Raw genomic sequence first — 25,470 nt, 5'->3', positions numbered from 1 at the left:
ATCCTCGTCTCGCACATGGGGGGTGGGGGGCGGTGGTCGGTGCGCGACTTCGCGCGACGACGGGCTACTTGAGCAGGTAGATGATCGCGAACAGCGCGATCCAGACGACGTCCACGAAGTGCCAGTAGTACGACGTGACGATCGCCGTCGTGGCCTCGTGGTGGCCGAAGCGCTTGGCCGAGAACGAGCGGCCGAGCAGGAACATGAAGGCGATGAGTCCGCCGATGACGTGCAGGCCGTGGAAGCCGGTCGTCAGGTAGAAGACCGAGCCGTACGGGCTCGACGAGATGGTCAGGCCCTCGTGCACCAGCGCGGCGTACTCGAACACCTGGCCGCCGATGAAGAAGGCGCCCATGACGTAGGTGAGGGTCATCCACTCGTTCATGCCCCAGCGGTTGACCTGGAGCAGCGAGCCGGAGCGCACGGGCTGGAACCGCTCCGCCGCCCACACGCCCATCTGGCACGTGACGGAGGACAGGACCAGCACCGTGGTGTTGATCGCCGCGAACGTCACGTTGAGCTTGGCGGTCTGCTCCGCCCACTCGTCCGGCACCGCGGCACGGAGCGTGAAGTACATGGCGAAGAGGCCAGCGAAGAACATGAGCTCGCTGGCGAGCCACACGATGGTTCCCACCGACACCGGATTGGGTCGGTTGACACTCACGTGGGGGGCGGTGCGAGGGGCAGCCGTTGCGGTCGACACGTTCGCCATTATGGCTGATCTCGGGCCCGCGTGGGCCGTTGGACCCAGGCCGTGGCGCGCGGTAAATGTCACACCGTCAGGATCTGGGCTCCACCGGGCCCGATTTTTCGCGCGAGGACGCGCTCGCGCGGCCCTTCGAGACCGGTTCCGAGGAGCCGACACGCCGGGCCCACCAGCCTGTCCGTGCTATGGCTCGCCGGGCGGTGCGACAACGCGCGCGCGGGTCGTGCCAAGATGCGTTCGGACGCACGTCGACGACGAGTGAGGACGACCCATGAGCACGGCGCACGCCAGCGAGCAGGCCACCGGTCCGCGGATCCTGCTGTACAGCGACGACGTGGACGCGCGCGCCCAGGTGCGCCTCGCCGTCGGCCGTCGGCTGCGGCACGACGCCCCGGAGATCGAGTGGCTCGAGGTCGCCACCGCGCCGGCCGTCATCGCCTCCACGGAGAGCGGCGGCCTCGACCTGCTCATCCTCGACGGCGAGGCCGACAAGGTCGGCGGCATGGGCCTGGCGCGCCAGCTCAAGGACGAGGTCTACGACTGCCCGCCCACCCTCGTGCTGACCGGCCGCCCGCAGGACGCGTGGCTCGCGTCCTGGTCGAACGCGGACGCCGTGGTCAGCCGCCCGCTCGACCCGATCGAGCTGCAGGCCGCCGTCGCCGCCGTCCTCGAGACGCGGGCCGTCGCCGGATGACCGACGCACCCACCTGGCCGGACCTGCTCACGTCGCTGGTCGCGCGCCAGGACCTCACCACGTCCCAGGCCTCGTGGGCCATGGACGAGATCATGAGCGGCGAGGCCTCGCCCATCCGGATCGCCGGCTTCCTCGTCGCCCTGCGCGCCAAGGGCGAGACGGTCGAGGAGCTCACCGGCCTGGCCGACACGATGCTCTCCCACGCCAAGCGGATCTCCGTGCCGGGTCGCACGCTCGACATCGTCGGCACCGGCGGGGACAGGGCGCACACGGTGAACATCTCGACGATGTCCGCCCTGGTGATCGCCGGCGCGGGCATCCACGTCGTCAAGCACGGCAACCGCGCGGCGTCCTCGTCGTCGGGCAGCGCCGACGTGCTCGAGGAGCTCGGCATCCGGCTGGACCACACGCCCGAGCGGGTCGCGCAGATCGCGACCGAGGCGGGCATCACGTTTTGCTTCGCGCAGGTGTTCCACCCCTCGTTCCGGCACACGGCAGCGGCCCGCGCCGGGCTCGGCATCGCCACGGCGTTCAACTTCCTCGGCCCGCTGACCAACCCCGCCCAGCCGGACTCGGCCGCGATCGGTGTGGCCGACGCGCGCATGGCTCCGCTCGTCGCCGGCGTGCTGGCGGGCCGGGGCAAGAGCGCTGTCGTGTTCCGCGGGGAGGACGGCCTCGACGAGATCGCCGCCACCGGTCCGACCCGGCTCTGGGAGGTCCGCGACGGTGCGGTCACCGAGAGCGTCGTCGACTGGTCCGAGCTCGGCGTCGCTCCGGTGACGCTGGCCGAGCTGCGCGGAGCGGACGCGGCCTACAACGCCGACGTCGCACGCCGCCTGCTCGCCGGCGAGCCCGGTGCCGTGCGCGAGACCGTCGTGCTCAACGTCGCGGCGGCGCTCATCGCGGACGGCACCCTGCCCGGCACGGCAGAGGGCTCCCTGGTGGAGCGCCTGCTGGCCGGCGCCGAGCACGCGCGCACCGCGCTCGACTCCGGTGCGGCCTCCGCCGCGCTTGCGCGCTGGCAGGCCGCCAGCGCCTGATGGTGGGCGGGGAGGTCGCGGTGTCGTGGACCCGGCGGGTCGTGGTCGCTGCGACGATCCCTGCATCCATCGCGCGTGCGCTGCTGCCGTGAGGCTGCCGGGCTCAGACCTGGGCGTTCGCCAGCTCCTCGCGTGCGTCGGCGGACGCACGGGCGAGCTCCTCACCTGCATCGAGCACGAGGTGGGCGCTCGCGGACCACGTGCCATGGCGAGTGGACCGGCTCGGATCGTCGTTCTGCAGGGTGGCCAAGAGGACGACGTGGCTGCCCGTGTGGTGCGCGAGCAGCGTGAGATCTCCGTCGAGAGACGTCCACGCCATTCCTCCCGACCAGCCGCGCCAGTTCGCGGCGAGGTCGGCGAGATAGTCGACGAGGTCACCGAAACCGTCGTCGGCGTAGTGCGGGCCGACGCGACGCCGGGCGCTCAAGCCATGCGAGCGAATCGTGGCGACAAGCTCGCCGTCACGCGTGGCGAGGTCGAGGTGCGCGGCGCTCGATCCGATCTGCACGACTTCAGCGCTTCCCCGGCGTACGCGGTGCCGCGTCTCAGTCCTCGAGCCCCAGGGCGAACGCCTGCTCCAGGTCGTGCTGGGAGTAGGTGCGGAACGCGATGTACGTCTGGGTGCGCTGGACGCCCTCGATCTTGCTCACCTTGTCGGCGATGACGTCGGCCAGGCCGTCGTGCTCGCGCACGCGCACCATGGCGATCAGGTCGACCTCGCCGGTCACGGAGTAGACCTCGCTCACGCCCGGGATGTCCGCGATGGCCGCGGCGACCTCGGGGATCCGGGCGGCGTCGGTGTCGATGAGCACGATCGCAGTCAGCATGTCGCCATCATGCCGTGCGACCGACCGCCGTGCCGCTCACCGGCGCGGGAAGGGTCGACAGCGGTCGAGGCGGAGCGCCCACGAGCAGGCGGGCGTGCGAGGCGACGGCCGCGGCCGGGTCGACGTCGGACAGTGCGGAGCGCACCGGGTAGGCCAGCGTGCCCACCACCTCGACGAGCCGGACCCCCGGTCGGTCGAGCCAGTCCGCGATGAGGTCGGTCTCCTCGGGGTGCGCCGCCGTCGCCGGGGCGACCGGCGCCGGCACGTGCTCGGCGGTCGCGCGAAGCGTCTCGATGACCGGGCGCGGGTCGGTGCGCCGGTCGACCCGGGCGGTCGCGGCGAGCCGCCCGTGCCGCACGAGCACGAGCTCCCACCCGCCGTCGAGCGTGCGTCCCGCGGCGACGAGCTCGGGGCAGCGGGCCAGCGGGTCCATCCGCTGGGCGCGCGCGGCGCCCCGCAGGTAGGCACCGAGACGGTCCCGCACCGTGCCGGCCTCCTCGTACCGCTGCTGGTCGACGAGCGCCTCGAGCCGGGCTGCGTGAGCGGCGACCACGGGCGCTGGGTCGGCGAGCATCGCGGCGCGCACGCGCGCCACCACGTCGGCGTAGTCGGGCACCGACTGCCCACCGATGCAGGGCGCGCCGCACCGGCCCATGTCGGCGAGCACGCACGCCGACGAGCCCGCGGGCGCGACGAGCGGGAGCCGGCGCGTGCACTGCCGGATCTCGAAGGCCTCGTGCAGCGCCTCGACGGCCAGGGTCGCGCTGCGCGACGTGCCGAACGGCCCCAGGTAGGCGGCGCCCTCCTCGTCGCGGACCTCGCGCACGACCGAGAGCCGCGGGAACGGCTCGGAGGTCAGGCGCACCCAGGGCATCCGCTCGGGGTTGCGCGAGCGGCGGTTGTAGCGCGGCGCGTGCTCGGCGATCAGCCGCAACTCTCGCACGCGTGCCTCGAGCGGGGTCGCGCACGGCACGGGGTCGACGCGCTCGGCGATCCGCACCATCTCGAGGATCCGGCCGCGCTTCTCCGCCGACGTGAAGTAGGACCGTACGCGGCGGCGCAGCGACGTCGTCGAGGTCCCGACGTACAGCACCTCGTCGCCCGGGCCGCGGAACAGGTAGACGCCGGGGGAGTCGGGCAGGTGGTCGGCCAGCGTGCGCTTGCGGCGCACCTCGCCGGGCACGGGGTCGGTCGCCGTGGCGAGGTCCTCGAGGTGCGTGATCCCCAGCGGCGCCATCCGCGACAGCAGCGCGTGCAGGACGTCGACCGTGGCGCGCGCGTCGGACAGCGCGCGGTGGTTGGGCGTGACGCTCGCGCCGAACAGTGCCGCGAGCGACGAGAGCTTGTGGTTCGGGGCCTCGTCCCGCGTCACGACCCGCCGGGCCAGGCGCACGGTGTCGACGACCCTGTTGCCGGGCCACGGGTGTCCCGTGCGCGCCGCGGCGGCCTTGAGGAAGCCGATGTCGAACGGCGCGTTGTGCGCGACGAGCACGGCGTCCCGCGAGAACTCGAGGAACGCCGGCAGCACCTCCTCGATGCGCGGGGCGCCGACGAGCATCGTCGTCGTGATGCCTGTGAGCACCTGGATGAACGGCGGCACGGGCCCGCCGGGGTCGACCAGCGTCTGGAACTCCCCGAGAACCTCGCCGCCGCGCACCTTCACCGCGCCGATCTCGGTGATCGCGCAGTCGGCCGGCGTGCCGCCCGTGGTCTCGAGGTCGACGACGACGAACGTCACGTCGGACAGCGGGGTCCCCACCTCGTCCAGGCTCGGCTGCACCGGGGTGCCCGACACGTCGACGGACGCGTCCGCCCACACGGGGCGCAGGCGGCGGACGGTCGACATGGCAGGGACGCTACCCACGACCGCCGACACGACCTGCAGGCGCGCTGGGGGCGCCCCTAGGGTGGGCGGATGAGCGCAGCCCACGACGGTCGGGACGTCCCCGACGTCCTGCGTGCAGCCCTCGTGCAGGCGGCCTCCGAGGTGCTCGGCCGGATGGAGCCGGTCGAGGTGCCCACGTCCTTGCGCGCGGTCGCGAAGTTCACGCCCCGCAAGCGCGCGGCAACGGGCGCCGCGCCGCTGTGGTCCGCCCTGCACGACGAGCCGTTCCGTGCGCGGGTCGCGCGCGAGTGGGCCACGGGGCGGGCGGCGGCAGGCGACGAGGAGCCGACCTCGCTCGTGGTCGCGGTGGGCGCATGGCTGCGGGGGACAGACGAGTGGCGGGGCCTGGTGGTCGACGAGCAGCCGCCCGCCCCGCCGGTCGACGAGCGCCTGGAACGCACGCGCGAGGAGCTGGCCCGCGCCCAGGCCCGTGCCGACGCGGCGGTCGCGGACGCCCGGGCCGCCCGCGACGAGCTCGCCGGCAGCCAGCGCGAGATGCGCCGCCTGCGCTCGGACGCCGACCGGGCGCGCAGCGAGGGCCGCAGGGCCGCCGACGAGGCGCGCGCCGCACTGGAGGCGGCACGGGCCGACCGGGAGGTGGCGCGCGCCGAGCGCGACCGGGCGGCCGAGGACCGCGGCGAGGCGGAGGCCGTGCGCACCGCCGCGCGCGCCGAGTCGCGGGTCGCGCGCAAGCTCGCCGACGCACGCGTCCGGCTCCTGCTCGACACCGTCGTCGACGCCGCCAGCGGGCTGCGCGCCGAGCTCGCCCTCGCGCCCGTGGCCGACCTGCCGGCCGACCTCGTCGCCCCCGAGCCCGAGCGCGTCGCGGGGCAGCGGGGCGGGTCGCGCGGCCGGTCGCTGGACGACCCGGCGCTGCTCGACGAGGTCCTGCGCCAGCCGTGGGCGCATCTCGTCGTCGACGGCTACAACGTCTCGAAGACCGGCTTCGGCACCCTGGCCCTCGACGAGCAGCGGCGGCGGCTCGTCGACGGGCTCGCGGTGGTCGCCGCGCGCACCGGCGCCGAGGTCACCTGCTGCTTCGACGGCCAGGAGGGGTCGATGCCCTCCGGCGGCCTCGCTCGCGGCGTCCGGGTGCGGTTCTCGGTCGGTGAGATCGCCGACGACCTCATCCGGCGGCTCGTGCGCGCCGAGCCCGCAGGTCGCGTCGTCGTGGTCGTGACGAGCGACCAGGCCGTGGCGCGGGACGTCGAGGCGACGGGTGCGTGGGTGGTGCCCGCGGCGACGCTGGTCGCCCGGCTCAACCGCGTGTAGACCCGCGGGGGAGGTCGTGTCGGAGGGCGCCGTTAGCGTCCGGCGCATGATCATCGACTGCGAGAGCTGCACCGCACGCCCCGTCGCGTGCGGTGACTGCGTGGTGACCTTCCTGACGATCGGCAGCCCCCGCGCTGCGGTCGGCGCCTCGGACGGGGTCGACCTCGACGTGGCCGAGCAGCACGCGATCGGCGTGCTGGCGGCGTCGGGGCTCGTGCCCCCGCTGCGGATGGACCCCGCCGTGTGACGGGGCCCGTCCGCAGGGGACGTCAGTCCTCGCGCTTGCCCGCGTAGAGCGCGTCGACCTCGGCGGAGAAGTCCTTGAGCACGAGCGAGCGCTTCACGCTGAGCTTCGGCGTGAGGTAGCCGTTCGCGATGGTCAGGTCCGTGTCGAGGATCGCGTACTTCCGGATCGACTCGGCCCGCGAGACGGCCTTGTTGGCTCGCTCGACCGCCTTGTCGATCGACGCGAGCACGTCGGGGTCGGCAGCCGCCTCGGCCATGGACAGCGCCGGCTTGCTGTGCGCCGCGAGCCAGCCGGGCACGCCCTCGGGGTCGAGCGTCACGAGCGCGGCGATGAACGGCTGCGCGTCGCCGACGACGACGACCTGGCTGATCAGCGGGTGGCCGCGCAGCCGGTCCTCGAGGACTGCGGGCGCGACGTTCTTGCCGCCCGCGGTGACGATGATCTCCTTCTTGCGGCCGGTGATCGACAGGTAGCCCTCGTCGTCGATCGCGCCGAGGTCGCCCGTGCGGAACCAGCCGTCCGTGAGTGACTCGTCGGTGGCCGCCTCGTTGGAGTGGTAGCCCCGGAAGACCTGGATGCCCTTGACCTCGATCTCGCCGTCGGCGGCGATGCGCACCGACGAGCCGGGCAGCGGGAGGCCGACCGAGCCGATCTTGGTCCTGCCCGGGCGGTTCACGGTGGCGGGCGCGGTCGTCTCGGTCAGGCCGTAGCCCTCCAGCACGTTGAGCCCGAGACCCCGGTAGAAGTGCCCGAGGCGCTCGCCGAGCGGCGCGCCGCCCGAGATCGCCCAGCGGGCCTGGCCCCCGAGAGCGGCCCGCAGGCGCTTGAGCACGAGCACGTCCGCGACCTTGTGCTGCAGGCGCAGCCACGGGCTCGGGCCGCGCGGGGTGTCGAGCGCGCGGGAGTAGACGATCGAGGTCTTGGCGGCGCGCTGGAAGATCGCGCCCTTGCCGCCCGCCACGGCCTTCTGCTCGGCCGAGTTGTAGACCTTCTCGAACACGCGCGGGACGGCGAGGATGAACGTCGGCTTGAAGGACGCGAGGTCGTCGATCAGCGTGCGCGTGTCGGGGGTGTGGCCCAGCACCGCGCCGGCGGGCATGACGAGCACGTGGATGAACCGGGCGAACACGTGCGCCAGGGGCATGAACAGCAGCGTCCGGGCGCCGGGCTCCGAGACGACCTCGTGCAGGTCGGCGACCGCGTTGACCGTGAGCTCGTAGAAGTTGCCGTGCGTGAGCTCGACACCCTTCGGCCGTCCGGTCGTGCCCGACGTGTAGATGACGGTGGCGGTGTCGGCGAGCGAGGCCAGGGCGCGGCGACGCGCGATCTCGTCGTCGCCGACGTCCACACCTGCCGCGACGAGCTCGTCGATCGCGCCGCCGTCGAGGACGAGCACCTCGCGCAGGTTCGGGGCGTCCGGGCGGACCTCGTCGACCGTCGCGGCGTGCTCCGTGCTCTCGACGACCAGGAGGGACACGTCCGCGTCGGTGAGGATCCAGGCGACCTGCTCGGCCGACGACGTCTCGTACAGCGGGACGGGGACGGCGCCGGCGGCCCACGCGGCCCAGTCGAGCAGCGACCACTCGTACCGCGTCCGGGACATGATGCCGACGCGGTCGCCGGGCTCCACGCCGCGGGCGACGAGGCCCTTCGCGACGGCGACGACCTCGGCGTCGAGCTCGCGTCCGGTGAGCGGGATCCACGGTCCGTCGGCCTGGGTCTTGTGCTCGACGACGGGGGAGTCCGGGTCGGACTGCACGCGGGCGGCGAACAAGGCGTTGAGGTTGCTCGACGGATCGACCTCGATGAGCAGGGGCGTGCTGAACTCGTCCATGCTGGCTCCAGTGGCAGGTGGCGAAGTGTGCGACGAGGATACGGGACGTTACCGAGGAGTACGCCAGCGCCCGTCCGGGTGTCATGGCCCCTGCCCGGACCAAGGTCGTCCCCCGCACCCTTGCGGGACCGCTAGCGTTGGCACCCGTGCCGCAGCGGATGCGGCGCCCCCAGTGACGATCGCGTAGGAGTACTCACACATGCACGCCATCGGTGTGGACATCGGCGGGACCAAGATCGCGGCCGGCGTCGTGGACGACGAGGGCAAGATCCTGGCCCAGACGCGACGCGAGACGGAGCCCGACGACGCCGCGAGCATCGACCGCGCGATCGCCGACGTCTACGCCGAGCTGAGCGCCGAGCACGAGATCTCGGCGATCGGCCTCGCCGCCGCCGGGTTCGTCGCCGCGGACCGCTCGGGCGTCCTGTTCGCCCCGAACATCGCGTGGCGCGACTACCCCCTGCGCGACAACGTCGCCGCGCTCATCGACGACAAGGTGACGATCGTCGTCGAGAACGACGCGAACGCCGCGGGGTGGGCCGAGTTCCGGTTCGGCGCGGCGCAGGACGTCGACGACATGCTCACGCTCACGGTCGGCACCGGCCTCGGCGGCGCGATCGTCACCAACGGCGAGCTGCTGCGCGGTGCGTGGGGCGTGGCGTCCGAGATCGGCCACATGCGCGTCGTGCCCGGTGGGCACTACTGCGGCTGCGGCCACGAGGGCTGCTGGGAGCAGTACACGTCGGGCAGCGCGCTCGTGCGGGACGCCCAGGCCGCCGCCATCACGCAGCCCGACCGCGCCGCGCGCATCCTCGAGCTCGCCGGCGGCACGCCGGAGAAGATCGCCGGTCCGCACGTGACGAAGGCCGCGGTCGAGGGCGACCCGCTCGCCGTCGAGCTGCTGGCCGAGCTCGGCCGCTGGCTCGGCGAGGGCGCCGCGTCCGCGACGGCGCTGCTCGACCCCGCGCTCATCGTCGTCGGCGGTGGCGTGGCCGCCGCGGGTGACCTGCTGCTCGTCCCGGCGCGCAAGGCGTTCAGCGAGCAGCTGTCCGGCCGCGGGCACCGCCCCGAGGCGACCTTCGTGGTCGCCGCGATGGGCAACGACGCCGGCATGGTCGGCGCTGCGGACCTGGCGCGGCTCTGACGTCAGACCACGGCGCCCGTGTCGTCGTCGCCCGGGTCGCGACGGCCCGGCATGCGCCAGACGAGCACGGCCACGCCGAGCACGAACACCGCGCACGCCGCCTGCACGAGCGCGGCCGGTGCGCCGCGCCACGTGACGAGCACGACGAGCAGGAACACGGGCATGCCCGCCGCGGCCAGCCACGCCATCGTCAGCAGCGGGTCGCCGCCCATCACGGGTCCGGGGTCGGGCGGCACGAAGCCGTCGGCCTCGTCGACCTGCGCCTCGGCCTCGTCGTACTGGTCGGTGCCGTCCCAGTCGCGGGCGGCCGCGGGCGCCTCGTCGGCGGGCCGCACGACGTGCGCGGTGCCCACCCAGGGCGCGACGGGGAAGTCGAGCGCGGCCCTGTCCGGCGCGTCGCCGCTGTCGATCTCGCCGAGCTGGGCCACGATGGCGGCCCACTGCTCGTCGTCGACCGGTTCGTCGTCGGCGGGTGTGGACGCGCTGTCGCGCGAGCCGTCGTCCTCGGGTTCGGGGACGTCTGCGTCAGGACCGAGGGTCGGCTCGTCCGGGTCGTCGGGGCGAGGAGCCATGAGAGCACTCTAGAGTCGGACGGTGCGGTCGAGGTGTCCGGCCCGCGTCGCGGCATGCTGCCGAGCAGGCCGGCTGGAGAGGTGAGCACGTGTTCTACTGGTTGATGAAGCGGGTCTTCGTGGGTCCGCTCCTGCACCTGGTCTACCGACCGTGGATCCGTGGTGCCCAGAACATCCCCGCCGAGGGCGCGGCGATCCTCGCGAGCAACCACCTCGCCGTCATCGACTCCTTCTTCCTGCCGCTGATGCTCGACCGCGAGCTGGTGTTCATCGGCAAGCAGGAGTACTTCACCGGCCAGGGCCTCAAGGGCCGCCTCCAGGCCGGGTTCTTCCGCGGCGTCGGGACCATCCCGGTCGACCGTGGGGGCGGCAAGGCCAGCGAGGCCGCACTGCGCACCGGCCTGCGGCGTCTGGAGGAGGGTGGCCTGTTCGGGATCTACCCCGAGGGCACCCGCAGCCCCGACGGCCGCCTCTACCGCGGCAAGACCGGCATCGCGCGGCTCGCGATCGAGTCGGGAGCGCCCGTCGTGCCCGTCGCCATGGTGGACACGAACGTCGCGCAGCCGCTCGGCCGCACGATCCCGAAGGTCATGCGGATCGGGATGGTCGTCGGCGAGCCCCTCGACTTCAGCCGGTACCAGGGCATGGAGAACGACCGGTTCATCCTGCGGTCGGTCACCGACGAGATCATGTACGCGATCATGAGCCTGTCCGGCCAGGAGTACGTGGACGTCTACGCCGCGACCCAGAAGGCGCGCATCGCGACCGGCCACCCGGCCGTGACGGGCGACGCTCCCGACCAGCTCCCGGCCGCGCCGGGCGGGCGCCCCGTGCCGGACGTCCAGGTTCCGGTCCCCCCGCAGGACGAGGACGCCGCGTCAGTAGGATGACCGCGTCGCACCCGCGCTGATCGGACCTCGGTCCCGGTCCGGGCACGGGCCGCCGTCATACGTTCGAACCCCTGCGCGAGCAGGTCCAACAGTGCAGTTCTACGAGAGGTGTGTCTCATGTCGGTTCGTCGCGTCGCTCTCCTGACCGCGGGTGGCTTCGCTCCGTGCCTGTCGTCCGCCGTCGGTGGCCTCATCGAGCGCTACACCGAGATCGCCCCGGACGTCGAGATCATCGCGTACGAGCACGGCTACTACGGCCTCCTGCGCGGCGACAAGATCGTCATCGACGACGAGGTCCGCGCGCACGCCGGCATCCTGCACCGCTTCGGCGGCTCGCCCATCGGCAACTCGCGCGTCAAGCTCACCAACGCCAAGGACTGCGTCAAGCGTGGCCTGGTCGCCGAGGGTGAGGACCCCCTGAAGGTCGCCGCCGAGCGTCTCAAGGCCGACGGCGTCGACGTGCTGCACACCATCGGTGGCGACGACACGAACACGACCGCCGCCGACCTGGCCGCCTACCTGCACGAGAACGGCTACGACCTGACCGTCGTCGGCCTGCCCAAGACGATCGACAACGACGTGATCCCGATCCGTCAGTCGCTCGGCGCCTGGACCGCCGCCGAGGAGGCCGCAGGCTTCGCCGCGAACATCATCGGCGAGCACCGCTCGGGCCCGCGCATGCTCATCGTCCACGAGGTCATGGGTCGGCACTGCGGGTGGCTGACCGCCGCCGCGGCCGTCGAGTACCGCAAGTGGCTCGACCAGCAGGAGTGGGTCCCGGGGATCGGCCTGACGCGCGAGCGCTGGGACATCCACGCGGTCTTCGTGCCCGAGCTCGCGCTCGACATCGACGCCGAGGCCGAGCGGCTCAAGGGCATCATGGACAGCCAGGGCAACGTCAACATCTTCCTGTCCGAGGGCGCCGGCATGCACGAGATCGTCGAGCAGCTCGAGGCCGCGGGCACGCCCGTGGAGCGCGACCCGTTCGGCCACGTCAAGCTCGACACCGTCAACCCCGGCCAGTGGTTCGCCAAGCAGTTCGGCGAGAAGCTCGGCGCCGAGAAGACCATGGTGCAGAAGTCCGGCTACTACTCGCGCGCTGCGGCGGCGAACGCCGAGGACCTGCGCCTCATCAAGTCGATGACCGACCTCGCGGTCGAGTGCGCCCTGCGCGGCGAGTCCGGTGTGATCGGGCACGACGAGGAGCAGGACGACGTGCTGCGCGCGATCGAGTTCCCCCGCATCGCGGGCGGCAAGGCGTTCGACGTCTCGCAGCCGTGGTTCGGCTCGCTGCTGTCCGACATCGGCCAGGATCTCGTCCCGGCGAGCCACTCATGAGCGTCGCGCCGGACCCGGCCGTCGTCGAGGGCCTCGACGCCTGGCGGTCGATGTCGGCCGTCCAGCAGCCGCAGTGGCCCGACGCCGCCGCCCTCGAGACGGTGACGTCGCGCCTGTCGACCCTGCCTCCGCTGGTGTTCGCCGGCGAGGCCGACCACCTGCGTGCCCAGCTGGCCGCGGCCGGCCGCGGCGAGGCGTTCCTGCTGCAGGGCGGTGACTGCGCCGAGACCTTCGGCGAGGCCACGGCGGACAACATCCGGAACAAGATCAAGACGATCCTGCAGATGGCGGTCGTGCTCACGTACGGCGCGAGCCTGCCGGTCATCAAGATGGGCCGGATGGCGGGCCAGTACGCCAAGCCCCGCAGCTCGGACTCCGAGACGCGCGACGGGGTGACGTTGCCCGCGTTCCGCGGCGACATCATCAACGGCTACGAGTTCACGCCCGAGGCCCGCACGCCGGACCCGCAGCGGCTGCTCGAGGCGTACCACACGTCCGCCTCGACGCTGAACCTCATCAGGGCGTTCACGACGGGCGGCTTCGCGTCGCTGCTGCGCGTGCACGAGTGGAACCGCGGCTTCATGGCCAACCCGGCCTACTCGCGCTACGAGGAGATCGCGGCGGAGATCGACCGGGCGATCCGCTTCATGGCGGCGTGCGGTGCCGACTTCGACGCGCTGCGCTCCGTGGACTTCTTCTCGAGCCACGAGGGTCTGCTGCTCGACTACGAGCGCCCGCTGACGCGGATCGACTCGCGCACGGGACTGCCGTACGACTGCTCGGGCCACTTCGTGTGGATCGGGGAGCGCACGCGGCAGCTCGACGGCGCGCACGTCGACTACTTCTCGCGCGTGCAGAACCCGCTGGGCATCAAGCTGGGCCCGACGACGACGGGCGACGACGCGCTCGCGCTGATCGACAAGCTGAACCCGCAGGGCGAGGCCGGCCGCATCACCTTCATCACGCGCATGGGTGCCGGCAAGGTCCGCGACCTGCTGCCGGCACTCGTGGAGAAGGTCACGGCCGACGGCCGCCCCGTCACCTGGGTCTGCGACCCGATGCACGGCAACGGCATCACGTCCGCGTCGGGCTACAAGACGCGCCGGTTCTCCGACGTGATGGACGAGGTGGCCGGCTTCTTCGAGGTGCACCGCGCGCTCGGCACCGTGCCCGGCGGCCTGCACATCGAGCTCACGGGCGACGACGTCACCGAGGTGCTCGGCGGCTCCGAGGAGATCGACGACGAAGGCCTCGCGCGTCGCTACGAGACGCTCGTGGACCCGCGCCTGAACCACCAGCAGTCGCTCGAGCTGGCCTTCCAGGTCGTCGAGCTGCTCCGCTCCGCGTGACCGACGGCCTCTGACCGGCGCGGGAAGCGCTGGTCAGAGGCCCGCACCGTCAGACGACGGTCAGGACGATGGTGCTGCCCCACGGGGCCGTGCTGCCGGCGTCGACGCTCTGGTCGACGACCTGGCCGATGAAGCCGCCCCACGACTTCTTCTCGGTGACCACGAACCCGAGGTCCGTGAGCTTCTTCTGGGCGTCGTCGAAGCCCATCCGCTCGACGTCGGGGACCTCGACGGGCTCGGGGCCCTTGGACACCACGAGCTTGACGGTCTCGCCCTCGAGCACGCTGTCACCCGACTTCGGGCTCTGGCTGATGACCACGCCCTCGGGGACGGTGTGGCTGTACTCCTTGGTCGTCTTGACCTTGAGCCCGGCCTCCTTGAACGTCTGCTTGGCGACGTCGAGGCTCGCGCCGACGACGTTCGTCACCGTGACCGGGCGCGGCCCCTGGGACAGCGTCAGCGTGACGTCGGTGCCCCAGGTCGTGCGCGTGCCGGGGTCGGCGGGACTGCCGTCGGGCAGCGTCGCCGCGAGCACCTCGCCGATCGCAGCCTTGAGGTCGTACTGCTTGGGGGCGTACTTCACGCCGAGCCCGGCCTCCTCGAGCGTCGTGGCAGCCTCGGCCTGCATCGCACCCACCACGCCCGAGGGCACGTTCACGTACCGCGGGCCCTCCGACACGGTCAGCTCGACCGTCGAGCCCTTGCGGACGGACTCGCCCGCCACCGGGACGGTCGAGACGACGTCGCCCACGGGGACCTCGTCGTCGTACGCCTTCGTCGAGGACGCCTCGAGCCCGTCGGCGACCAGCGCCTGCTGGGCGGCGGCGGCGGTCTTCCCCGCGACCGTCGGCACGTCCGTCCAGGCACCGGGCCCGGCGGCCGCGTACCACCACAGGCCGCCCGTGACGACGGCGACGAGGACGAGCAGGACGGCGACCCAGCGCAGCAGGCGCCGTCGGCGGCGCGGGGGAGCGGGGGCGGACTGGGTCGCCAGCGCACCCGCGAGCCCGATCGGCAGCGCGACGGTCGAGCCGGGGCTGTCGGTCACCAGTCGGGTGGTCGCGTCCGCGTCGTCGGGCTCGTCGCTCGGGGCGGCCTCGACCGCGCCGGTCCCCAGATCGGTCTCGGCGGGATCGGTCGCGGCGGGCAGGACGATCGAGGGCGCGACGTCGGCGCGACGGTCGAGCGTCTCCTCGTCGAGCGCGGCCCGGGTGCGCCGCAGCAGCTCGCCCGCCGCGCCCGCGTCCGTGGGCCGGTCCTCGGGGTCGCGCGCGGCGAGCGCCCGCACGAGGTCGTCGATCTCGATGGGCAGCCAGGGCACCTGGTCGGACGGCGCGGGGATGTCGGAGTTGACGTGCTGGAACGCGACCTGGATCGGGGTCTCGCCCGTGAAGGGCTGGTGGCCGGTCAGCATCTCGAAGATCAGGACGCCGCACGCGTACACGTCGGTCCGCGCGTCGCTCGCGCCCCGGACCACGAGCTCGGGTGCGAGGTAGGCGACGGTCCCGAGGACGGTGCCGGTGGTGGTGGCCGTCACCTCGGTGACGGCGCGGGCCAGCCCGAAGTCGGCGAGCTTGACGCGGTCGTCGCTCGCCAGCAGCACGTTCTCCGGCTTGACGTCGCGGTGCACGAGGCCCGCTCGGTGCGCTGCGGCGAGGGCGTCGAGCACGGCGGCGGCGACGTCGAGCGTCTCGCCGACGGTCAGGGCACCGCGCTCGCCGAGCCGGCGGCGCAGGTTGACGCCGTCGACGTACTCCATGGTCAGGTAGCTGGTCTCGCCGTCGACGCCCTGGTCGTAGACCCCGACGAGCCCGGGGTGCGTCAGGCGGGCGGCGGTCCGCGCCTCGCGGCGGAACCGGGCGACGAAGTCGGCCCCCGAGGACCCCTCGGCCAGGTGCGGGTGCATGACCTTGAGGGCCACGTCCCGGTCGAGCCGGCGGTCGACGGCCAGGTACACCGTGGCCATGCCGCCGCGCGCGATCCGGGAGACGACCTCGTACCGGCCGTCGACCAGGCGGCCGACGAGCGGATCGGTGATGGTTGCTCCCACGCGCGAGAGTCTACGGGCGCGGTCGGCGCGGTCGTCGGAGGCGCACGCGGCCAGTCAAGGGTCAGCCGAAGCGCGTCATGAGCGTCTGGACGTTCGCGACGTAGCGTCGCGTGTCCGCGAACATGCCGTACTTCTTCACCGAGGTCGCGCCCTGGTAGTAGCCCGCGATGGCGCGCGGCAGGTCGGGAGAGGTGCGCACGAGCGAGCGCAGGATCGCGACGCCGGCGGTGACGTTGTCGTCCGGGTCGAGCAGGTTCAGATGGCGCCCGACGAGGTCGGAGGCCCACTGGCCCGATGACGGGATGACCTGCATCGTGCCGATCGCGTTGGCGGGGGAGACCGAGGTGTGGTCGAAGCCCGACTCCTGGAAGGCGATCGCCTGCGCGAGCGCGGGGTCGAGGCCCATCGCGCGTGCCGTGCGGGCGACCGTGCGCTGCATCTCGGCCCTCGACGGGACGCCGACGCGCTCGAGGGTCGCCTTGTTGGTGTTGGCGGCGCCGACGACGGCCTCGGAGTAGGTCCGGCCCAGGAAGCTGCTCGGGACCTTCGTGCTCGGCGTCGACGCCTTGGTGGTGGTCGTCGCCGCTCCGGGGACCTCGAGCACCTGGCCGATGCGGATCAGTGCGCGCGAGTCGAGCCCGTTCGCCTTCGCGATCGCCGAGATGGTCGTGCCGTGCCGGTGGGCGATGCCGCTCACCGTGTCGCCGGAGCGGACCGTGTACGTCGCGGTCCTCGCCGTGGTGTGCGCGGTGGCCGTCTTCGTCGTCGTCGACGAGCCGCCGGAGATGGTGAGCACCTGACCGATGCGGATCAGCGCGCGCGAGTCGAGGTGGTTCTTGGCGACCACCTTCGCGACGGTGGTGCCGTACCGGTGGGCGATCGCGCTGACGGTCTCGCCGGCGCGCACGGTGTGCGTGACCTTCGGCTTCGTGCTCGAGGCCGTGGCCGTGCGGGTCGAGCCGCTCGGGATCGTCAGGACCTGGCCCGCGTGGATGCGGGAGGCGTCCGCCAGGGAGTTCGCGCGGGCGATCGACGTGACCGTGGTGCCGGTGCGCGCGGCGATGTGGCTGACCGTGTCCCCCGACCGCACCGTGTAGCGCTCGTCGGCGTGCGCGCCCGTGCCCGATGCGGTCACGGCGATGGCCGCGAGGGCGATCGCGCCGGTGCTCGTCGTGACGAGTCGGCGGGCATCGGGACGGCTGGCGGTGGGCTGCGTCATGTCGAATCCCCTGGTGCACGAGTGAAGAAAAGTGACTGGTGTTACTGAAGTGACAGAACGTGAACGTATCCCACCCGTGCAACGGTGAAAACCCCACGCCCGAATTGCACGGCCTCGCGCGCGGGTGATTCCCCCGGTTGCGTAGGCTGGCGCCGTGACTGACACCCCCGTGCCCGACGCCCTCGTCGCCGAGTGGCTCACCGTCCCTGATGTCGCCGAGCGGCTCGATCTCGACGCCGGAAAGGTGCGACGCATCGTGCAGGAGGGGCGCCTCGTCGGGATTCGTCGGGGAGAGCCGAAGGTCTTCTCCATCCCCGCGGCATTTCTCGTGCCGGGTCACCTCGCCAATCCCTCGGCGCCCTCGCGGGCGGAGGGACTGCCCGAGTGGACCGTCCTCGCGTCGCTGCAGGGCACGCTGACGCTGCTGCGGGACGCCGGCTTCTCCGACGAGGAGGCGCTCGTCTGGCTGTTCGCGCCGATCGACGCGTTGCGCGGCTCGCCGATCGACGCGCTGCGCGCGGGCGGCAAGACCGAGGTGCGTCGGTTGGCTCAGGCCGAGCTGTAGCGGCTCGCGCCACTCAGGCCGTGCGGTCGGTGGCCGCGTGGGCCAGGGCGCGCACCATGCCGGCGGCCGGCTCGGCCCAGCCGCGGGCGTCGATCGCGGCGAACCCGGCGGTGCACAGCTCGTCGATGAGCCCCTCGACGCCCTCGACCGCGCCCGACGCGGCGATCGCCGCTGCGAGCGCCGCGATCTGCTCGTCGGACGCGTCCCGGTCGCCGAGAGTCGCTCGCACGAGGTCGAGCGTGACCTGGTCCCCGGCGCCGCGCGCGTGCGCCACCGTGCGGGCCACGAGCACGGTGCGCTTGCCCTCGCGCAGGTCGTCGCCCGCGGGCTTGCCCGTTGCGGCGGGGTCGCCGAACACGCCGAGCAGGTCGTCGCGCAGCTGGAAGGCCTCGCCCAGGGGGAGGCCCAGCTCGCGGCACGCGGCCAGCGCGTCGTCGTCCGCGTCGGCCAGTGCCGCGCCCAGCACGATCGGGTGCTCGACGCTGTAGCGCGCCGACTTCGCGCGGATGACCTCGCGGGCACGGCGCTCGTCCGCGTCGGTGTCGGTGCCCCACGGCAGCGACTGGGCGAGCACGTCGAGGTACTGCCCGACGGTGACCTCGGTGCGCATGAGGTCGAACACCTCGCGTGCCCGGGCCGCGCGCACGGCGGGAGCCTGCGCGACGGCGTCCGCGAACTCCTGCTCGCTGGCCACGAGGGCGAGGTCCCCCAGCAGGATCGCCGCGGACAGCCCGAACTGCTCCGCGTCGCCCTCGAGGCCCTCGCGCCGGTGCCGGTCGGCGAACGCCCGGTGCGCCGCGGGGTGCCCCCGGCGGGTGTCCGAGTCGTCCATCACGTCGTCGTGGAACAGGGCGGCAGCCTGGAACAGCTCCAGCGCGGCGCCGACCCGCAGCACCGCGACCTCGTCGGGCGTCCCCGGCGCGCCACCGTGCGCCCGCCACGACCAGTAGCAGAACGCCGCACGCAGCCGCTTGCCGCCGGAGAGCATCTCGGTGACCGCGCCGACGAGCGGCGCGGAGCCGTCCCCGACCGAGGCCAGCACGGCAGCGAGCCGGCCGACGTGCGAGGTCACGTGGGCGTCCACCCGCGCTCGCACGTCCTCGACGTCGGTCAGGGTGCGGGGGTCCAGGCTCACGCCCGGCAGCCTAGGTGACGTCAGGGTCGACGCGACCGGAGAGGGTCAGCGTGCGCTGGTCGTCGAGGTCGAGGATCCCCAGGATGATGCGCTCGTCGCCGTCGTCGCGCGTGAACGAGGCCTGCGCCGCGAGGTCCGGCTCCTTCTCGGCGGGCTCCGTCTCCGTGAAGCCCGCCGCGAGCAGGGGCTTGCGGACGGCCGCGAGCAGGGCGTTGGTCGACTGCGACGTGCGCAGGTTGAGGCTGACGTCGACGAGGTCGGAGCCCGGCACCGGTACCGCGGACGAGACGAGCACGGTGGCTCCCTCGGGCAGGGGGAGCAGCGCCACGGGGAACTCGGGCGCGAGGGTCCCGACCGCGGACCCCGTGGGCTGGTCCTGCGGCAGCAGCGACTCGGCCGCGCTGGGAGCAGGGTCGACGACGGCCGAAGACGACTGCGTGGGCTCCAGCTGCGCGGGCTGGCTCGTGGTGCAGCCGCCCGCCGTCAGGACGCAGGTCACGGCGCAGCCGAGCGCGACGAGGAGAGGTCGGGGGCGCAGCACCGGGCCAGGGTAGCCGGGTCCGTCGAGCCGACCACAGCCCACGAGCAGGCCGGCTCCGTGCACAGATCCGACGCCGTGCCCCCGCGCCGTCCCGCGCTGCGGTGGGCTGGCGCACATGGAGACCGACATCGAGACCATCCGCGTCAGCGAGCCGCGCGAGGTGCTCGCCTACATCCCGCACCGCCTGGGATTCCGGCCGCGCGACAGTGCCGTGCTGATCAGCCTGCGTCCGCCGCGCGGAGCCGTCGGCCTGATCATGCGGGTCGACCTGCCGGACCTGCTGGACCCCGAGGCAGGACCCCAGCTGGCGCGGTCGGCCATCACCACGCTCGACACCGACGGTGCGCGGCGTGTGATGTGCGTCCTCTACACCGACGGTCCGGACCCGCGCCGTCGCCCGTCGCCGCTGCACGTGGCGGCCCGTCACGTGCAGGACGCGGCGGCCGGCCCGTTCGGGCCTGTGGACGTCCTGGTCGTGACCCCGGACGGCTACCTGGAGCTCGGGTGCGACGACGACGCGTGCTGCCCGGCGGGTGGCCGCCCGTTGCGCGAGCTCGAGTCGACGCTGGTGGGTGCCCACATGGTGCTCGCCGGCTCGGCCGTCGCCGGCTCACGGGAGGACCTCGTGCCCGTCGAGCGTGCGCCGGACCAGGCGCGGCGGTCGGTGTCGAGGGTGCGCCGGCGGTGGGAGGCGCGCTGCCTGGAGGCGTGGGCCGCCGGGCCGGACGCGGTGGGCGACTGGCGCGCGGCGTCCGTCGCCGCGTGGCGGGCAGCCGTCGCGTCCGTGGAGAGCACGCCCGCCGGCAGAGCCGCCCCGTGGGGCCGTCTGGAGGCGGGGCTCGCCGACCGGAGGGTGCGCGACGCGGTGCTGGTCTCGCTCGTGCCCGGCACGGGTGACCTCGCGGAGCGCTGCGTCCGCGGCATCGGCCCGGACCCGGCCGACGACGCGGCGATGGGCGCCGCGCTACGCCGGATCATGGATGCCGACGAGGGGATCGCGCCCCCGCTGGCGCGGTGTCGCACGCACGAGCAGACGCTGCAGGCGGTCGTCGCGCACGGCCGCACCGGGCACCAGGCACCCGCCTGGACGTTGCTCGCCGTCCTGTCGTGGTGGCGCGGCGACGGGGCGCGCACCCAGATCCTGCTCGACCGCGCGCTCGCGGACGACCCCGACTACCGGCTCGCGCGGATGCTCGTCGACCTGCTCGCCGCGGCCGTCGGGCCGGGGTGGACGCGTCGCCGGGCCGCGTGAGCGCCGGCGTCGGGCCGCGTGAGCGCCGGCGTCGGCGCTGCTCCCCGGCCTGTCACGGCCACGTGGACCGGCGCCCGGGGTCGTCCCGCGCGCCGCGCTCCGGTAGCGTCACGCCCGCACGGTCGCATCCCGCGCCGCCCCCTGGGTCGGTGCCGGTCGGCCGGGTCGACCGGCCGCACGGCCGGGTGCGGCGTGGGCAGTGGACGGGAGTGCGTCATGGCAATCGTGGTCGGGTACCTCGCCACCCCGGAGGGCCGGGCAGCCCTCGACGCGGCCGTGGTCGAGGCCAAGCAGCGTGGCAAGCGGGTCGTGGTCGTGGTCAGCTCACGACCCGACGAGCCCGCGGACCAGCGCGCCGAGGTCGAGGCCGAGCTCGCGCGGGTCGACGCTGCGCTCGCGGCCGACGGCACCGCGCACGAGATCAGGCTCCTGGACGGCGGGGACGTCGCCGACGACCTCATCACCACGGCCGAGGACGTGAGCGCCGAGCTGGTCGTGATCGGGCTGCGCCGCCGCAGCCCGGTGGGCAAGCTGATCCTCGGCGTCAACGCCCAGCGCGTCCTCTTCGACGCCCCGTGCCCGGTCCTGACCGTCAAGCCCGCGGGCTGACCTCGTCGGCCGTCCGGCCACGCCGCACCGGATCCGCGCACGGGGAATCTTCGGGCTCCCCGGGACGTTGGAGCCGATAACCCCAGATCTCCCGTGCCTGTGGTGTGCCCGTTGGGCCGCCGACCGGGAAATGGCTCGGTACAATATGAGTCTCACCCCGTGACCCCCTCCGGGGAGTTGCGCTGCCGAAAGGTCGTTCGTGTCGTCCCAGACCCCGCATCCCGCACTTCCGCGTGAGTTCGAGCACCCTGCGCTCCAGGACCTCATCGTGCGTGGCAGGACCCACGGCTCCGTCGCCGCCGCCGAGCTGCGTACCGCCTGCGAGGTGGCCGACGTGCAGGACGCCAAGCGCCTGCGCGCCGTCGTCCGCGGTCTTGCGACCGCCGGCATCACCGTGAGCGAGCCGGTGCCGGCCCGCGCGGTCGCCGCGACGAGCGCGAAGGCCCGTCCTGCCGCGAAGGCCACGGTCGCCGACGGCGAGACCGAGAAGCCGGTCCGCCGCCGCGCCGCCCCCAAGACTGCCGCTGCGGCGGATGGTGAGGCGACCGTCCCCGCCGCCCGCGCGCCCCGTGCCGCAGCTGCCAAGACGGCTGCCAAGCCTGCCGCGAAGACCACCGCCAAGGCCGGCAAGGCAGCGCCCAAGAGCGGCGACGCCGACGAGCCCGCCGCCGACGCCCTCGAAGAGGTCGAGATCGAGGACGTCGAGGCCGACGCGACCGAGACGGTCGTCGTCGCCGAGGGCGAGGAGACGGAGGACGGCGAGAAGAAGCCGGCCGCCGAGGAGGAGTCCGAGGACAAGGGCTTCGTCTACTCCGACGCGGACGACGACGACGCCCCGGCGCAGCAGGTCATCACCGCCGGTGCCACGGCCGACCCGGTCAAGGACTACCTCAAGCAGATCGGCAAGGTCGCCCTGCTGAACGCCGAGCAGGAGGTCGAGCTCGCCAAGCGCATCGAGGCCGGTCTGTTCGCCGAGGAGCGTCTGGGCGCCGGTCTCACGATGGAGCCGAAGGCCAAGCGCGAGCTCGAGTGGATCGCGCAGGACGGCCGCCGCGCCAAGAACCACCTGCTCGAGGCCAACCTGCGCCTCGTCGTCTCCCTGGCCAAGCGGTACACCGGCCGCGGGATGCTCTTCCTGGACCTGATCCAGGAGGGCAACCTCGGTCTGATCCGCGCGGTCGAGAAGTTCGACTACACCAAGGGCTACAAGTTCTCGACGTACGCCACGTGGTGGATCCGCCAGGCGATCACCCGCGCCATGGCCGACCAGGCCCGCACCATCCGCATCCCGGTGCACATGGTCGAGGTCATCAACAAGCTCGCGCGCGTCCAGCGGCAGATGCTCCAGGACCTGGGCCGCGAGCCCACGCCCGAGGAGCTCGCCAAGGAGCTCGACATGACGCCCGAGAAGGTCGTCGAGGTCCAGAAGTACGGCCGCGAGCCCATCTCGCTGCACACGCCCCTGGGCGAGGACGGTGACAGCGAGTTCGGTGACCTCATCGAGGACTCCGAGGCCGTCGTCCCGGCCGACGCGGTCAGCTTCACGCTCCTGCAGGAGCAGCTGCACCAGGTGCTCGACACGCTCTCCGAGCGGGAGGCTGGCGTCGTCTCGATGCGGTTCGGCCTCACCGACGGCCAGCCCAAGACGCTCGACGAGATCGGCAAGGTCTACGGGGTCACGCGTGAGCGGATCCGGCAGATCGAGTCGAAGACGATGAGCAAGCTGCGCCACCCCTCGCGGTCGCAGGTCCTGCGCGACTACCTGGACTGATCGATCCCGTACGTCACGGGCCCCTCGCCTACACGGCGAGGGGCCCGTTCGTCGTTCCGAGGACCTACTGGGTGATGTGCCACAGGATGAGGTGGTGCGCCTGGTGCGCCTTGTCCTCACCGCGGAAGTCGGCCTCGTGCACGGTTCCCCCGGTGTCGATGGCGAGGCTGCTCGAGGAGACGAACTTCCCCACGAACGACTTGTTGCTCACCACCGAGATCGACCGGACGTGCCGGTAGGGGACCGACGTGAGCGCGACGCGCTTGCCGACGAAGCTCTTGTCCTGCAGGATCACGCGCTTCGTGGTGAGCCCGACGAAGCCGGTGCCGGCGCCGATGCAGTCGTAGACCGCGAGCACCTCCTCGCCGTCGAGGAGCCCGTCCTGGACGAGCTCGAGCTGCTCGCGACGGTCGAAGACAGGTTCAGCCATGGGGGTCCTCCGCTGGTGGGGTGTCGACGTCGGACATTCGACCACACGCAGCATCCCAGCATGCAAAGAAATGCTTGCAAAGAACTCTTTGCACGGGTACGGTCCTCGTCATGGCATCCGATGACGAGCAGCGCGGCGAGCGACCTGGCGAGCGACCCGACGCGATCGTCGACGTCACGCGGCTCAAGGCGTTGGCCCACCCCCTGCGCATCCGGCTCTTCGACGCGCTGAGTGCGGGCCCGGCGACCGCGAGCGGGCTCGGGCAGCTGCTGGGGGAGTCGTCGGGGGCCACGAGCTACCACCTGCGCCAGCTCGCGACCCACGGGTTCGTCGAGGAGGTCGTCGGGCGAGGAACGGCGCGCGAGCGCTGGTGGCAGATCCCGCAGAACCGGCAGGTGCTCAGCGGCCAGGACCTGCGCGCGCCCGCCGCGCGCGAGTCGCTCCAGCTGTTCGCCGACGAGTGGCTCCGGCTGCGCTTCGAGGCTGCTGCGGACTTCCGTGCCCGGGCAGCCGCCGGCCTCGAGCCGGACTGGGAGGGACGCGTCGCGGAGGTCACCGACCTCGCGATCCTCACGCCGGACGAGCTCTCCCAGATGACCGCCGAGCTCATGGGCGTGCTCGAGGCGTGGGCCGGCCGGACGACGGGCCGGGAGGACGAGCGCCCCGCGGGGGCCCGAGTGGTGGAGCTCCAGCTGCGCGCCTTCCCGCGGCGCGAGGCGGCGGGCGACGGCAGTGCGGCACGCGGGTCGCGCGCCGGTCACGACGACGAGGAGAACCGGTCATGACCACCACCACGGACGTGCGTCTGCCGGGCTCGTTCCACCGGCTCTGGTCCGCGAGCCTGGCCAGCAACCTCGCCGACGGCGTCGGCATGGTCGTCATGCCGCTGCTCGCGATGCGGATCAGCGACGACCCGTTCGTCGTCTCGGTCATCAGCGCGCTGGCGTTCCTGCCGTGGCTCGTGCTCGGTGTGATCTCCGGCGCCGTCGTCGACCGGAGCGACCGCCGACGCGTGATGGGCCTGGGGGCGCTCGCCCGGGCGGGCGCCTACGTCGCGCTGGCGGTCATCGCCGGCACGGTGGGCATCCCGCTGTGGCTGCTGTTCGCGACCGTGCTGGTCGCGGCCTGCATCGAGACGCTCGCGGACGGGGCGGCCCAGGCGATGGTCCCGACGCTCGTCCCGACGGCCCGGCTCGACACGGCCAACTCGCGCTTCCAGGCGGGCGAGCTCGTCATGCAGGGCATGGTGGCGCTCCCGCTCGGAGCGGCGCTGTTCTCGGTCGCCGTCCCGCTCCCGCTCGCGGTCGGCGCGGTCGCCTACGCCGCGGCCGCCGTGCTCGTGCTGACCCTGCCGCGCGCCGCCGGGCGCCCGACGCCCGAGCCGAAGGCGCCGGTCGTCGACGGTCCGCGCGAGAGCATCTGGGCGGCCACGGGGGCGGGCCTGCGGTACACGTTCGGCCACCGGGACCTGCGTGGTCTGGTCCTCGTCACGGCGTGCATCGCGCTGACCATGCAGTTCGCGCAGGGTGCGCTGATGTTCTACCTGGTGCGCGGCGTCGGCGTGCCGGAGGCCGCGCTCGGCCTGCTCACGGCCGGCATGGCCCTCGGCGGGGTCGGCGGCGCGATCGGGTCGCCCGCGCTCGCCCGTCGCTTCGGCCGACGGGTCGCCATGATCACGGCCACGGCCGTCGCGGGCGCTGCGTTCGTCGTGCTCGCCCTCGTGCCGTCCGGGACGGCGGGCATCGTGGTCGCCGCGCTCACGATGGCCGTCGGGGCGCTGGCCGGCACGGCGTGGAACGTGCAGTCGTCGACGGTGCGGCAGATGATCGTCCCGGGCGCGATGCTCGGCCGCGTCAACGGCGCCACCCGGACGTTGGTCTGGGGGCTCGCGCCGTGCGGCGCGCTGCTGGGCGGGCTCGTGTCGCGCATCGACCTGCGGCTCCCGCTGCTCGTGGGAGGCGGGCTCGCGCTGGTCGCCGCCGTGCTCGCCGTGCCGCACCTGAAGTTCGTCGACCACATCCCGGCGCGGGAGAGCGTGCTCGCGGACGAGGAGGTCCTCACGCCGGCCTGACCGACCACGACGAGGGGCCCGGACCGTTC

25 protein-coding genes are annotated in these 25,470 nt (G+C 73.2%); 14 read left to right on the top strand and 11 right to left on the bottom strand.

Going from position 1 to position 25,470, the window contains the following annotated elements:
* Positions 1-64: 64 nt before the first annotated feature.
* Positions 65-712 (bottom strand): heme-copper oxidase subunit III, encoded by a 648-nt coding sequence (locus EDF34_RS02730; RefSeq protein WP_123369816.1) that lies wholly within the window; start codon positions 710-712, stop codon positions 65-67.
* Between the two features lie 265 nt (positions 713-977).
* Between EDF34_RS02730 and EDF34_RS02725 the strand changes: the two genes are divergently transcribed.
* Both EDF34_RS02725 and trpD read left to right on the top strand, forming a co-directional pair.
* A complete protein-coding gene (locus tag EDF34_RS02725) occupies positions 978-1,400 on the top strand; it encodes a response regulator transcription factor (protein ID WP_123369815.1) in 423 nt (140 codons plus the stop codon).
* Entirely contained in the window at positions 1,397-2,440 is a 1,044-nt protein-coding gene (gene trpD, locus EDF34_RS02720; protein ID WP_123369814.1) for an anthranilate phosphoribosyltransferase, read from the top strand. Before EDF34_RS02725 ends, trpD begins: the two co-directional genes overlap by 4 nt.
* 103 nt (positions 2,441-2,543) lie before the next feature.
* Here the strand turns inward: trpD and EDF34_RS02715 are convergent, their stop codons facing one another.
* Genes EDF34_RS02715 through EDF34_RS02705 form a run of 3 tightly spaced genes read right to left on the bottom strand, consistent with a single transcriptional unit; the run spans position 2,544 to position 5,113 of the window.
* The gene (locus EDF34_RS02715; RefSeq protein ID WP_123369813.1) at positions 2,544-2,948 is read right to left on the bottom strand and encodes a DUF6228 family protein; all 405 of its coding nucleotides are present in this window, start codon (positions 2,946-2,948) and stop codon (positions 2,544-2,546) included.
* A gap of 37 nt (positions 2,949-2,985) precedes the next feature.
* Positions 2,986-3,267, bottom strand: a complete 282-nt coding sequence (locus tag EDF34_RS02710) for an Lrp/AsnC family transcriptional regulator (protein WP_118767344.1) — start codon at positions 3,265-3,267, stop codon at positions 2,986-2,988.
* A gap of 7 nt (positions 3,268-3,274) precedes the next feature.
* The gene (locus EDF34_RS02705; RefSeq protein WP_123369812.1) at positions 3,275-5,113 is read right to left on the bottom strand and encodes a DEDD exonuclease domain-containing protein; all 1,839 of its coding nucleotides are present in this window, start codon (positions 5,111-5,113) and stop codon (positions 3,275-3,277) included.
* 69 nt (positions 5,114-5,182) lie between these two features.
* Between EDF34_RS02705 and EDF34_RS02700 the strand changes: the two genes are divergently transcribed.
* Both EDF34_RS02700 and EDF34_RS02695 read left to right on the top strand, forming a co-directional pair.
* Positions 5,183-6,424 carry an NYN domain-containing protein gene (locus EDF34_RS02700; protein WP_123369811.1) on the top strand — a complete coding sequence of 414 codons (1,242 nt, stop codon included), beginning with the start codon at positions 5,183-5,185 and terminating at the stop codon, positions 6,422-6,424.
* Positions 6,425-6,470: 46 nt separating this feature from the next.
* Positions 6,471-6,671: a hypothetical protein gene (locus tag EDF34_RS02695; protein WP_123369810.1), complete on the top strand. Its 201-nt coding sequence runs from the start codon at positions 6,471-6,473 to the stop codon at positions 6,669-6,671.
* A gap of 22 nt (positions 6,672-6,693) precedes the next feature.
* On the opposite strand, the gene EDF34_RS02690 is transcribed toward EDF34_RS02695, so the two are convergent.
* The gene (locus EDF34_RS02690; protein WP_123369809.1) at positions 6,694-8,505 is read right to left on the bottom strand and encodes a long-chain fatty acid--CoA ligase; all 1,812 of its coding nucleotides are present in this window, start codon (positions 8,503-8,505) and stop codon (positions 6,694-6,696) included.
* Positions 8,506-8,704: 199 nt separating this feature from the next.
* Between EDF34_RS02690 and EDF34_RS02685 the strand changes: the two genes are divergently transcribed.
* Complete coding sequence (locus EDF34_RS02685) at positions 8,705-9,649, top strand: ROK family glucokinase (RefSeq protein ID WP_123369808.1); 945 nt, start codon at positions 8,705-8,707, stop codon at positions 9,647-9,649.
* Between the two features lie 2 nt (positions 9,650-9,651).
* Here the strand turns inward: EDF34_RS02685 and EDF34_RS02680 are convergent, their stop codons facing one another.
* A complete protein-coding gene (locus EDF34_RS02680; protein WP_123369807.1) occupies positions 9,652-10,221 on the bottom strand; it encodes a hypothetical protein in 570 nt (189 codons plus the stop codon).
* 104 nt (positions 10,222-10,325) lie between these two features.
* On the opposite strand from EDF34_RS02680, the gene EDF34_RS02675 reads away from it, so the two are divergent.
* From EDF34_RS02675 to EDF34_RS02665, 3 genes are all read left to right on the top strand, one after another.
* Positions 10,326-11,111: a 1-acyl-sn-glycerol-3-phosphate acyltransferase gene (locus EDF34_RS02675; RefSeq protein ID WP_123370634.1), complete on the top strand. Its 786-nt coding sequence runs from the start codon at positions 10,326-10,328 to the stop codon at positions 11,109-11,111.
* Positions 11,112-11,228: 117 nt separating this feature from the next.
* Positions 11,229-12,449, top strand: a complete 1,221-nt coding sequence (locus tag EDF34_RS02670; RefSeq protein ID WP_123369806.1) for a pyrophosphate--fructose-6-phosphate 1-phosphotransferase — start codon at positions 11,229-11,231, stop codon at positions 12,447-12,449.
* A complete protein-coding gene (locus EDF34_RS02665) occupies positions 12,446-13,798 on the top strand; it encodes a class II 3-deoxy-7-phosphoheptulonate synthase (protein WP_123369805.1) in 1,353 nt (450 codons plus the stop codon). Before EDF34_RS02670 ends, EDF34_RS02665 begins: the two co-directional genes overlap by 4 nt.
* Before the next feature lie 49 nt (positions 13,799-13,847).
* On the opposite strand, the gene pknB is transcribed toward EDF34_RS02665, so the two are convergent.
* Together pknB and EDF34_RS02655 are read right to left on the bottom strand one after the other, a co-directional pair.
* A complete protein-coding gene (gene pknB, locus EDF34_RS02660; RefSeq protein ID WP_123369804.1) occupies positions 13,848-15,848 on the bottom strand; it encodes a Stk1 family PASTA domain-containing Ser/Thr kinase in 2,001 nt (666 codons plus the stop codon).
* Positions 15,849-15,909: 61 nt separating this feature from the next.
* A complete protein-coding gene (locus EDF34_RS02655; protein ID WP_123369803.1) occupies positions 15,910-17,067 on the bottom strand; it encodes a LysM peptidoglycan-binding domain-containing protein in 1,158 nt (385 codons plus the stop codon).
* A 154-nt stretch (positions 17,068-17,221) separates the two neighbouring features.
* On the opposite strand from EDF34_RS02655, the gene EDF34_RS02650 reads away from it, so the two are divergent.
* On the top strand, positions 17,222-17,632 hold the full coding sequence (locus EDF34_RS02650) for an Rv2175c family DNA-binding protein (RefSeq protein WP_123369802.1): 411 nt from the start codon (positions 17,222-17,224) through the stop codon (positions 17,630-17,632).
* A 13-nt stretch (positions 17,633-17,645) separates the two neighbouring features.
* Here EDF34_RS02650 and EDF34_RS02645 read toward each other — a convergent pair whose 3' ends face one another.
* On the bottom strand, positions 17,646-18,767 hold the full coding sequence (locus EDF34_RS02645) for a polyprenyl synthetase family protein (RefSeq protein ID WP_123369801.1): 1,122 nt from the start codon (positions 18,765-18,767) through the stop codon (positions 17,646-17,648).
* Between the two features lie 10 nt (positions 18,768-18,777).
* Entirely contained in the window at positions 18,778-19,308 is a 531-nt protein-coding gene (locus EDF34_RS02640; RefSeq protein ID WP_233575151.1) for a hypothetical protein, read from the bottom strand.
* Positions 19,309-19,423: 115 nt separating this feature from the next.
* On the opposite strand from EDF34_RS02640, the gene EDF34_RS02635 reads away from it, so the two are divergent.
* From EDF34_RS02635 to EDF34_RS02625, 3 genes are all read left to right on the top strand, one after another.
* Positions 19,424-20,560, top strand: a complete 1,137-nt coding sequence (locus tag EDF34_RS02635; protein WP_123369799.1) for a DUF4192 domain-containing protein — start codon at positions 19,424-19,426, stop codon at positions 20,558-20,560.
* A gap of 216 nt (positions 20,561-20,776) precedes the next feature.
* Positions 20,777-21,169 carry a universal stress protein gene (locus EDF34_RS02630; protein ID WP_123369798.1) on the top strand — a complete coding sequence of 131 codons (393 nt, stop codon included), beginning with the start codon at positions 20,777-20,779 and terminating at the stop codon, positions 21,167-21,169.
* Positions 21,170-21,368: 199 nt separating this feature from the next.
* Positions 21,369-22,940 carry an RNA polymerase sigma factor gene (locus tag EDF34_RS02625; protein WP_123369797.1) on the top strand — a complete coding sequence of 524 codons (1,572 nt, stop codon included), beginning with the start codon at positions 21,369-21,371 and terminating at the stop codon, positions 22,938-22,940.
* Positions 22,941-23,004: 64 nt separating this feature from the next.
* Here the strand turns inward: EDF34_RS02625 and EDF34_RS02620 are convergent, their stop codons facing one another.
* The gene (locus EDF34_RS02620; RefSeq protein ID WP_123369796.1) at positions 23,005-23,370 is read right to left on the bottom strand and encodes a PH domain-containing protein; all 366 of its coding nucleotides are present in this window, start codon (positions 23,368-23,370) and stop codon (positions 23,005-23,007) included.
* 110 nt (positions 23,371-23,480) lie between these two features.
* On the opposite strand from EDF34_RS02620, the gene EDF34_RS02615 reads away from it, so the two are divergent.
* On the top strand, positions 23,481-24,155 hold the full coding sequence (locus EDF34_RS02615) for a winged helix-turn-helix domain-containing protein (RefSeq protein ID WP_123369795.1): 675 nt from the start codon (positions 23,481-23,483) through the stop codon (positions 24,153-24,155).
* The gene (locus EDF34_RS02610; RefSeq protein ID WP_123369794.1) at positions 24,152-25,441 is read left to right on the top strand and encodes an MFS transporter; all 1,290 of its coding nucleotides are present in this window, start codon (positions 24,152-24,154) and stop codon (positions 25,439-25,441) included. The genes EDF34_RS02615 and EDF34_RS02610 overlap by 4 nt, the downstream gene beginning before the upstream one ends.
* Positions 25,442-25,470 lie beyond the last annotated feature (29 nt).

Source organism: Cellulomonas sp. PhB150 (assembly GCF_003755175.1).
In the GTDB taxonomy this organism is placed as follows: Bacteria; Actinomycetota; Actinomycetes; order Actinomycetales; family Cellulomonadaceae; genus Cellulomonas.
This window is presented reverse-complemented; position numbering and strand designations above follow the sequence as displayed.

What these genes read in the sequence shown, in the direction of transcription:
- EDF34_RS02730 (WP_123369816.1), bottom strand. Translation starts at nt 712, where the DNA reads ATGGCGAACGTGTCGACCGCAACGGCTGCCCCTCGCACCGCCCCCCAC.
- EDF34_RS02725 (WP_123369815.1), top strand. Translation starts at nt 978, where the DNA reads ATGAGCACGGCGCACGCCAGCGAGCAGGCCACCGGTCCGCGGATCCTG.
- trpD (WP_123369814.1), top strand. Translation starts at nt 1,397, where the DNA reads ATGACCGACGCACCCACCTGGCCGGACCTGCTCACGTCGCTGGTCGCG.
- EDF34_RS02710 (WP_118767344.1), bottom strand. Translation starts at nt 3,267, where the DNA reads ATGCTGACTGCGATCGTGCTCATCGACACCGACGCCGCCCGGATCCCC.
- EDF34_RS02705 (WP_123369812.1), bottom strand. Translation starts at nt 5,113, where the DNA reads ATGTCGACCGTCCGCCGCCTGCGCCCCGTGTGGGCGGACGCGTCCGTC.
- EDF34_RS02700 (WP_123369811.1), top strand. Translation starts at nt 5,183, where the DNA reads ATGAGCGCAGCCCACGACGGTCGGGACGTCCCCGACGTCCTGCGTGCA.
- EDF34_RS02695 (WP_123369810.1), top strand. Translation starts at nt 6,471, where the DNA reads ATGATCATCGACTGCGAGAGCTGCACCGCACGCCCCGTCGCGTGCGGT.
- EDF34_RS02690 (WP_123369809.1), bottom strand. Translation starts at nt 8,505, where the DNA reads ATGGACGAGTTCAGCACGCCCCTGCTCATCGAGGTCGATCCGTCGAGC.
- EDF34_RS02685 (WP_123369808.1), top strand. Translation starts at nt 8,705, where the DNA reads ATGCACGCCATCGGTGTGGACATCGGCGGGACCAAGATCGCGGCCGGC.
- EDF34_RS02680 (WP_123369807.1), bottom strand. Translation starts at nt 10,221, where the DNA reads ATGGCTCCTCGCCCCGACGACCCGGACGAGCCGACCCTCGGTCCTGAC.
- EDF34_RS02675 (WP_123370634.1), top strand. Translation starts at nt 10,326, where the DNA reads ATGAAGCGGGTCTTCGTGGGTCCGCTCCTGCACCTGGTCTACCGACCG.
- EDF34_RS02670 (WP_123369806.1), top strand. Translation starts at nt 11,229, where the DNA reads ATGTCGGTTCGTCGCGTCGCTCTCCTGACCGCGGGTGGCTTCGCTCCG.
- EDF34_RS02665 (WP_123369805.1), top strand. Translation starts at nt 12,446, where the DNA reads ATGAGCGTCGCGCCGGACCCGGCCGTCGTCGAGGGCCTCGACGCCTGG.
- EDF34_RS02655 (WP_123369803.1), bottom strand. Translation starts at nt 17,067, where the DNA reads ATGACGCAGCCCACCGCCAGCCGTCCCGATGCCCGCCGACTCGTCACG.
- EDF34_RS02635 (WP_123369799.1), top strand. Translation starts at nt 19,424, where the DNA reads ATGGAGACCGACATCGAGACCATCCGCGTCAGCGAGCCGCGCGAGGTG.
- EDF34_RS02630 (WP_123369798.1), top strand. Translation starts at nt 20,777, where the DNA reads ATGGCAATCGTGGTCGGGTACCTCGCCACCCCGGAGGGCCGGGCAGCC.
- EDF34_RS02620 (WP_123369796.1), bottom strand. Translation starts at nt 23,370, where the DNA reads ATGGCTGAACCTGTCTTCGACCGTCGCGAGCAGCTCGAGCTCGTCCAG.
- EDF34_RS02615 (WP_123369795.1), top strand. Translation starts at nt 23,481, where the DNA reads ATGGCATCCGATGACGAGCAGCGCGGCGAGCGACCTGGCGAGCGACCC.
- EDF34_RS02610 (WP_123369794.1), top strand. Translation starts at nt 24,152, where the DNA reads ATGACCACCACCACGGACGTGCGTCTGCCGGGCTCGTTCCACCGGCTC.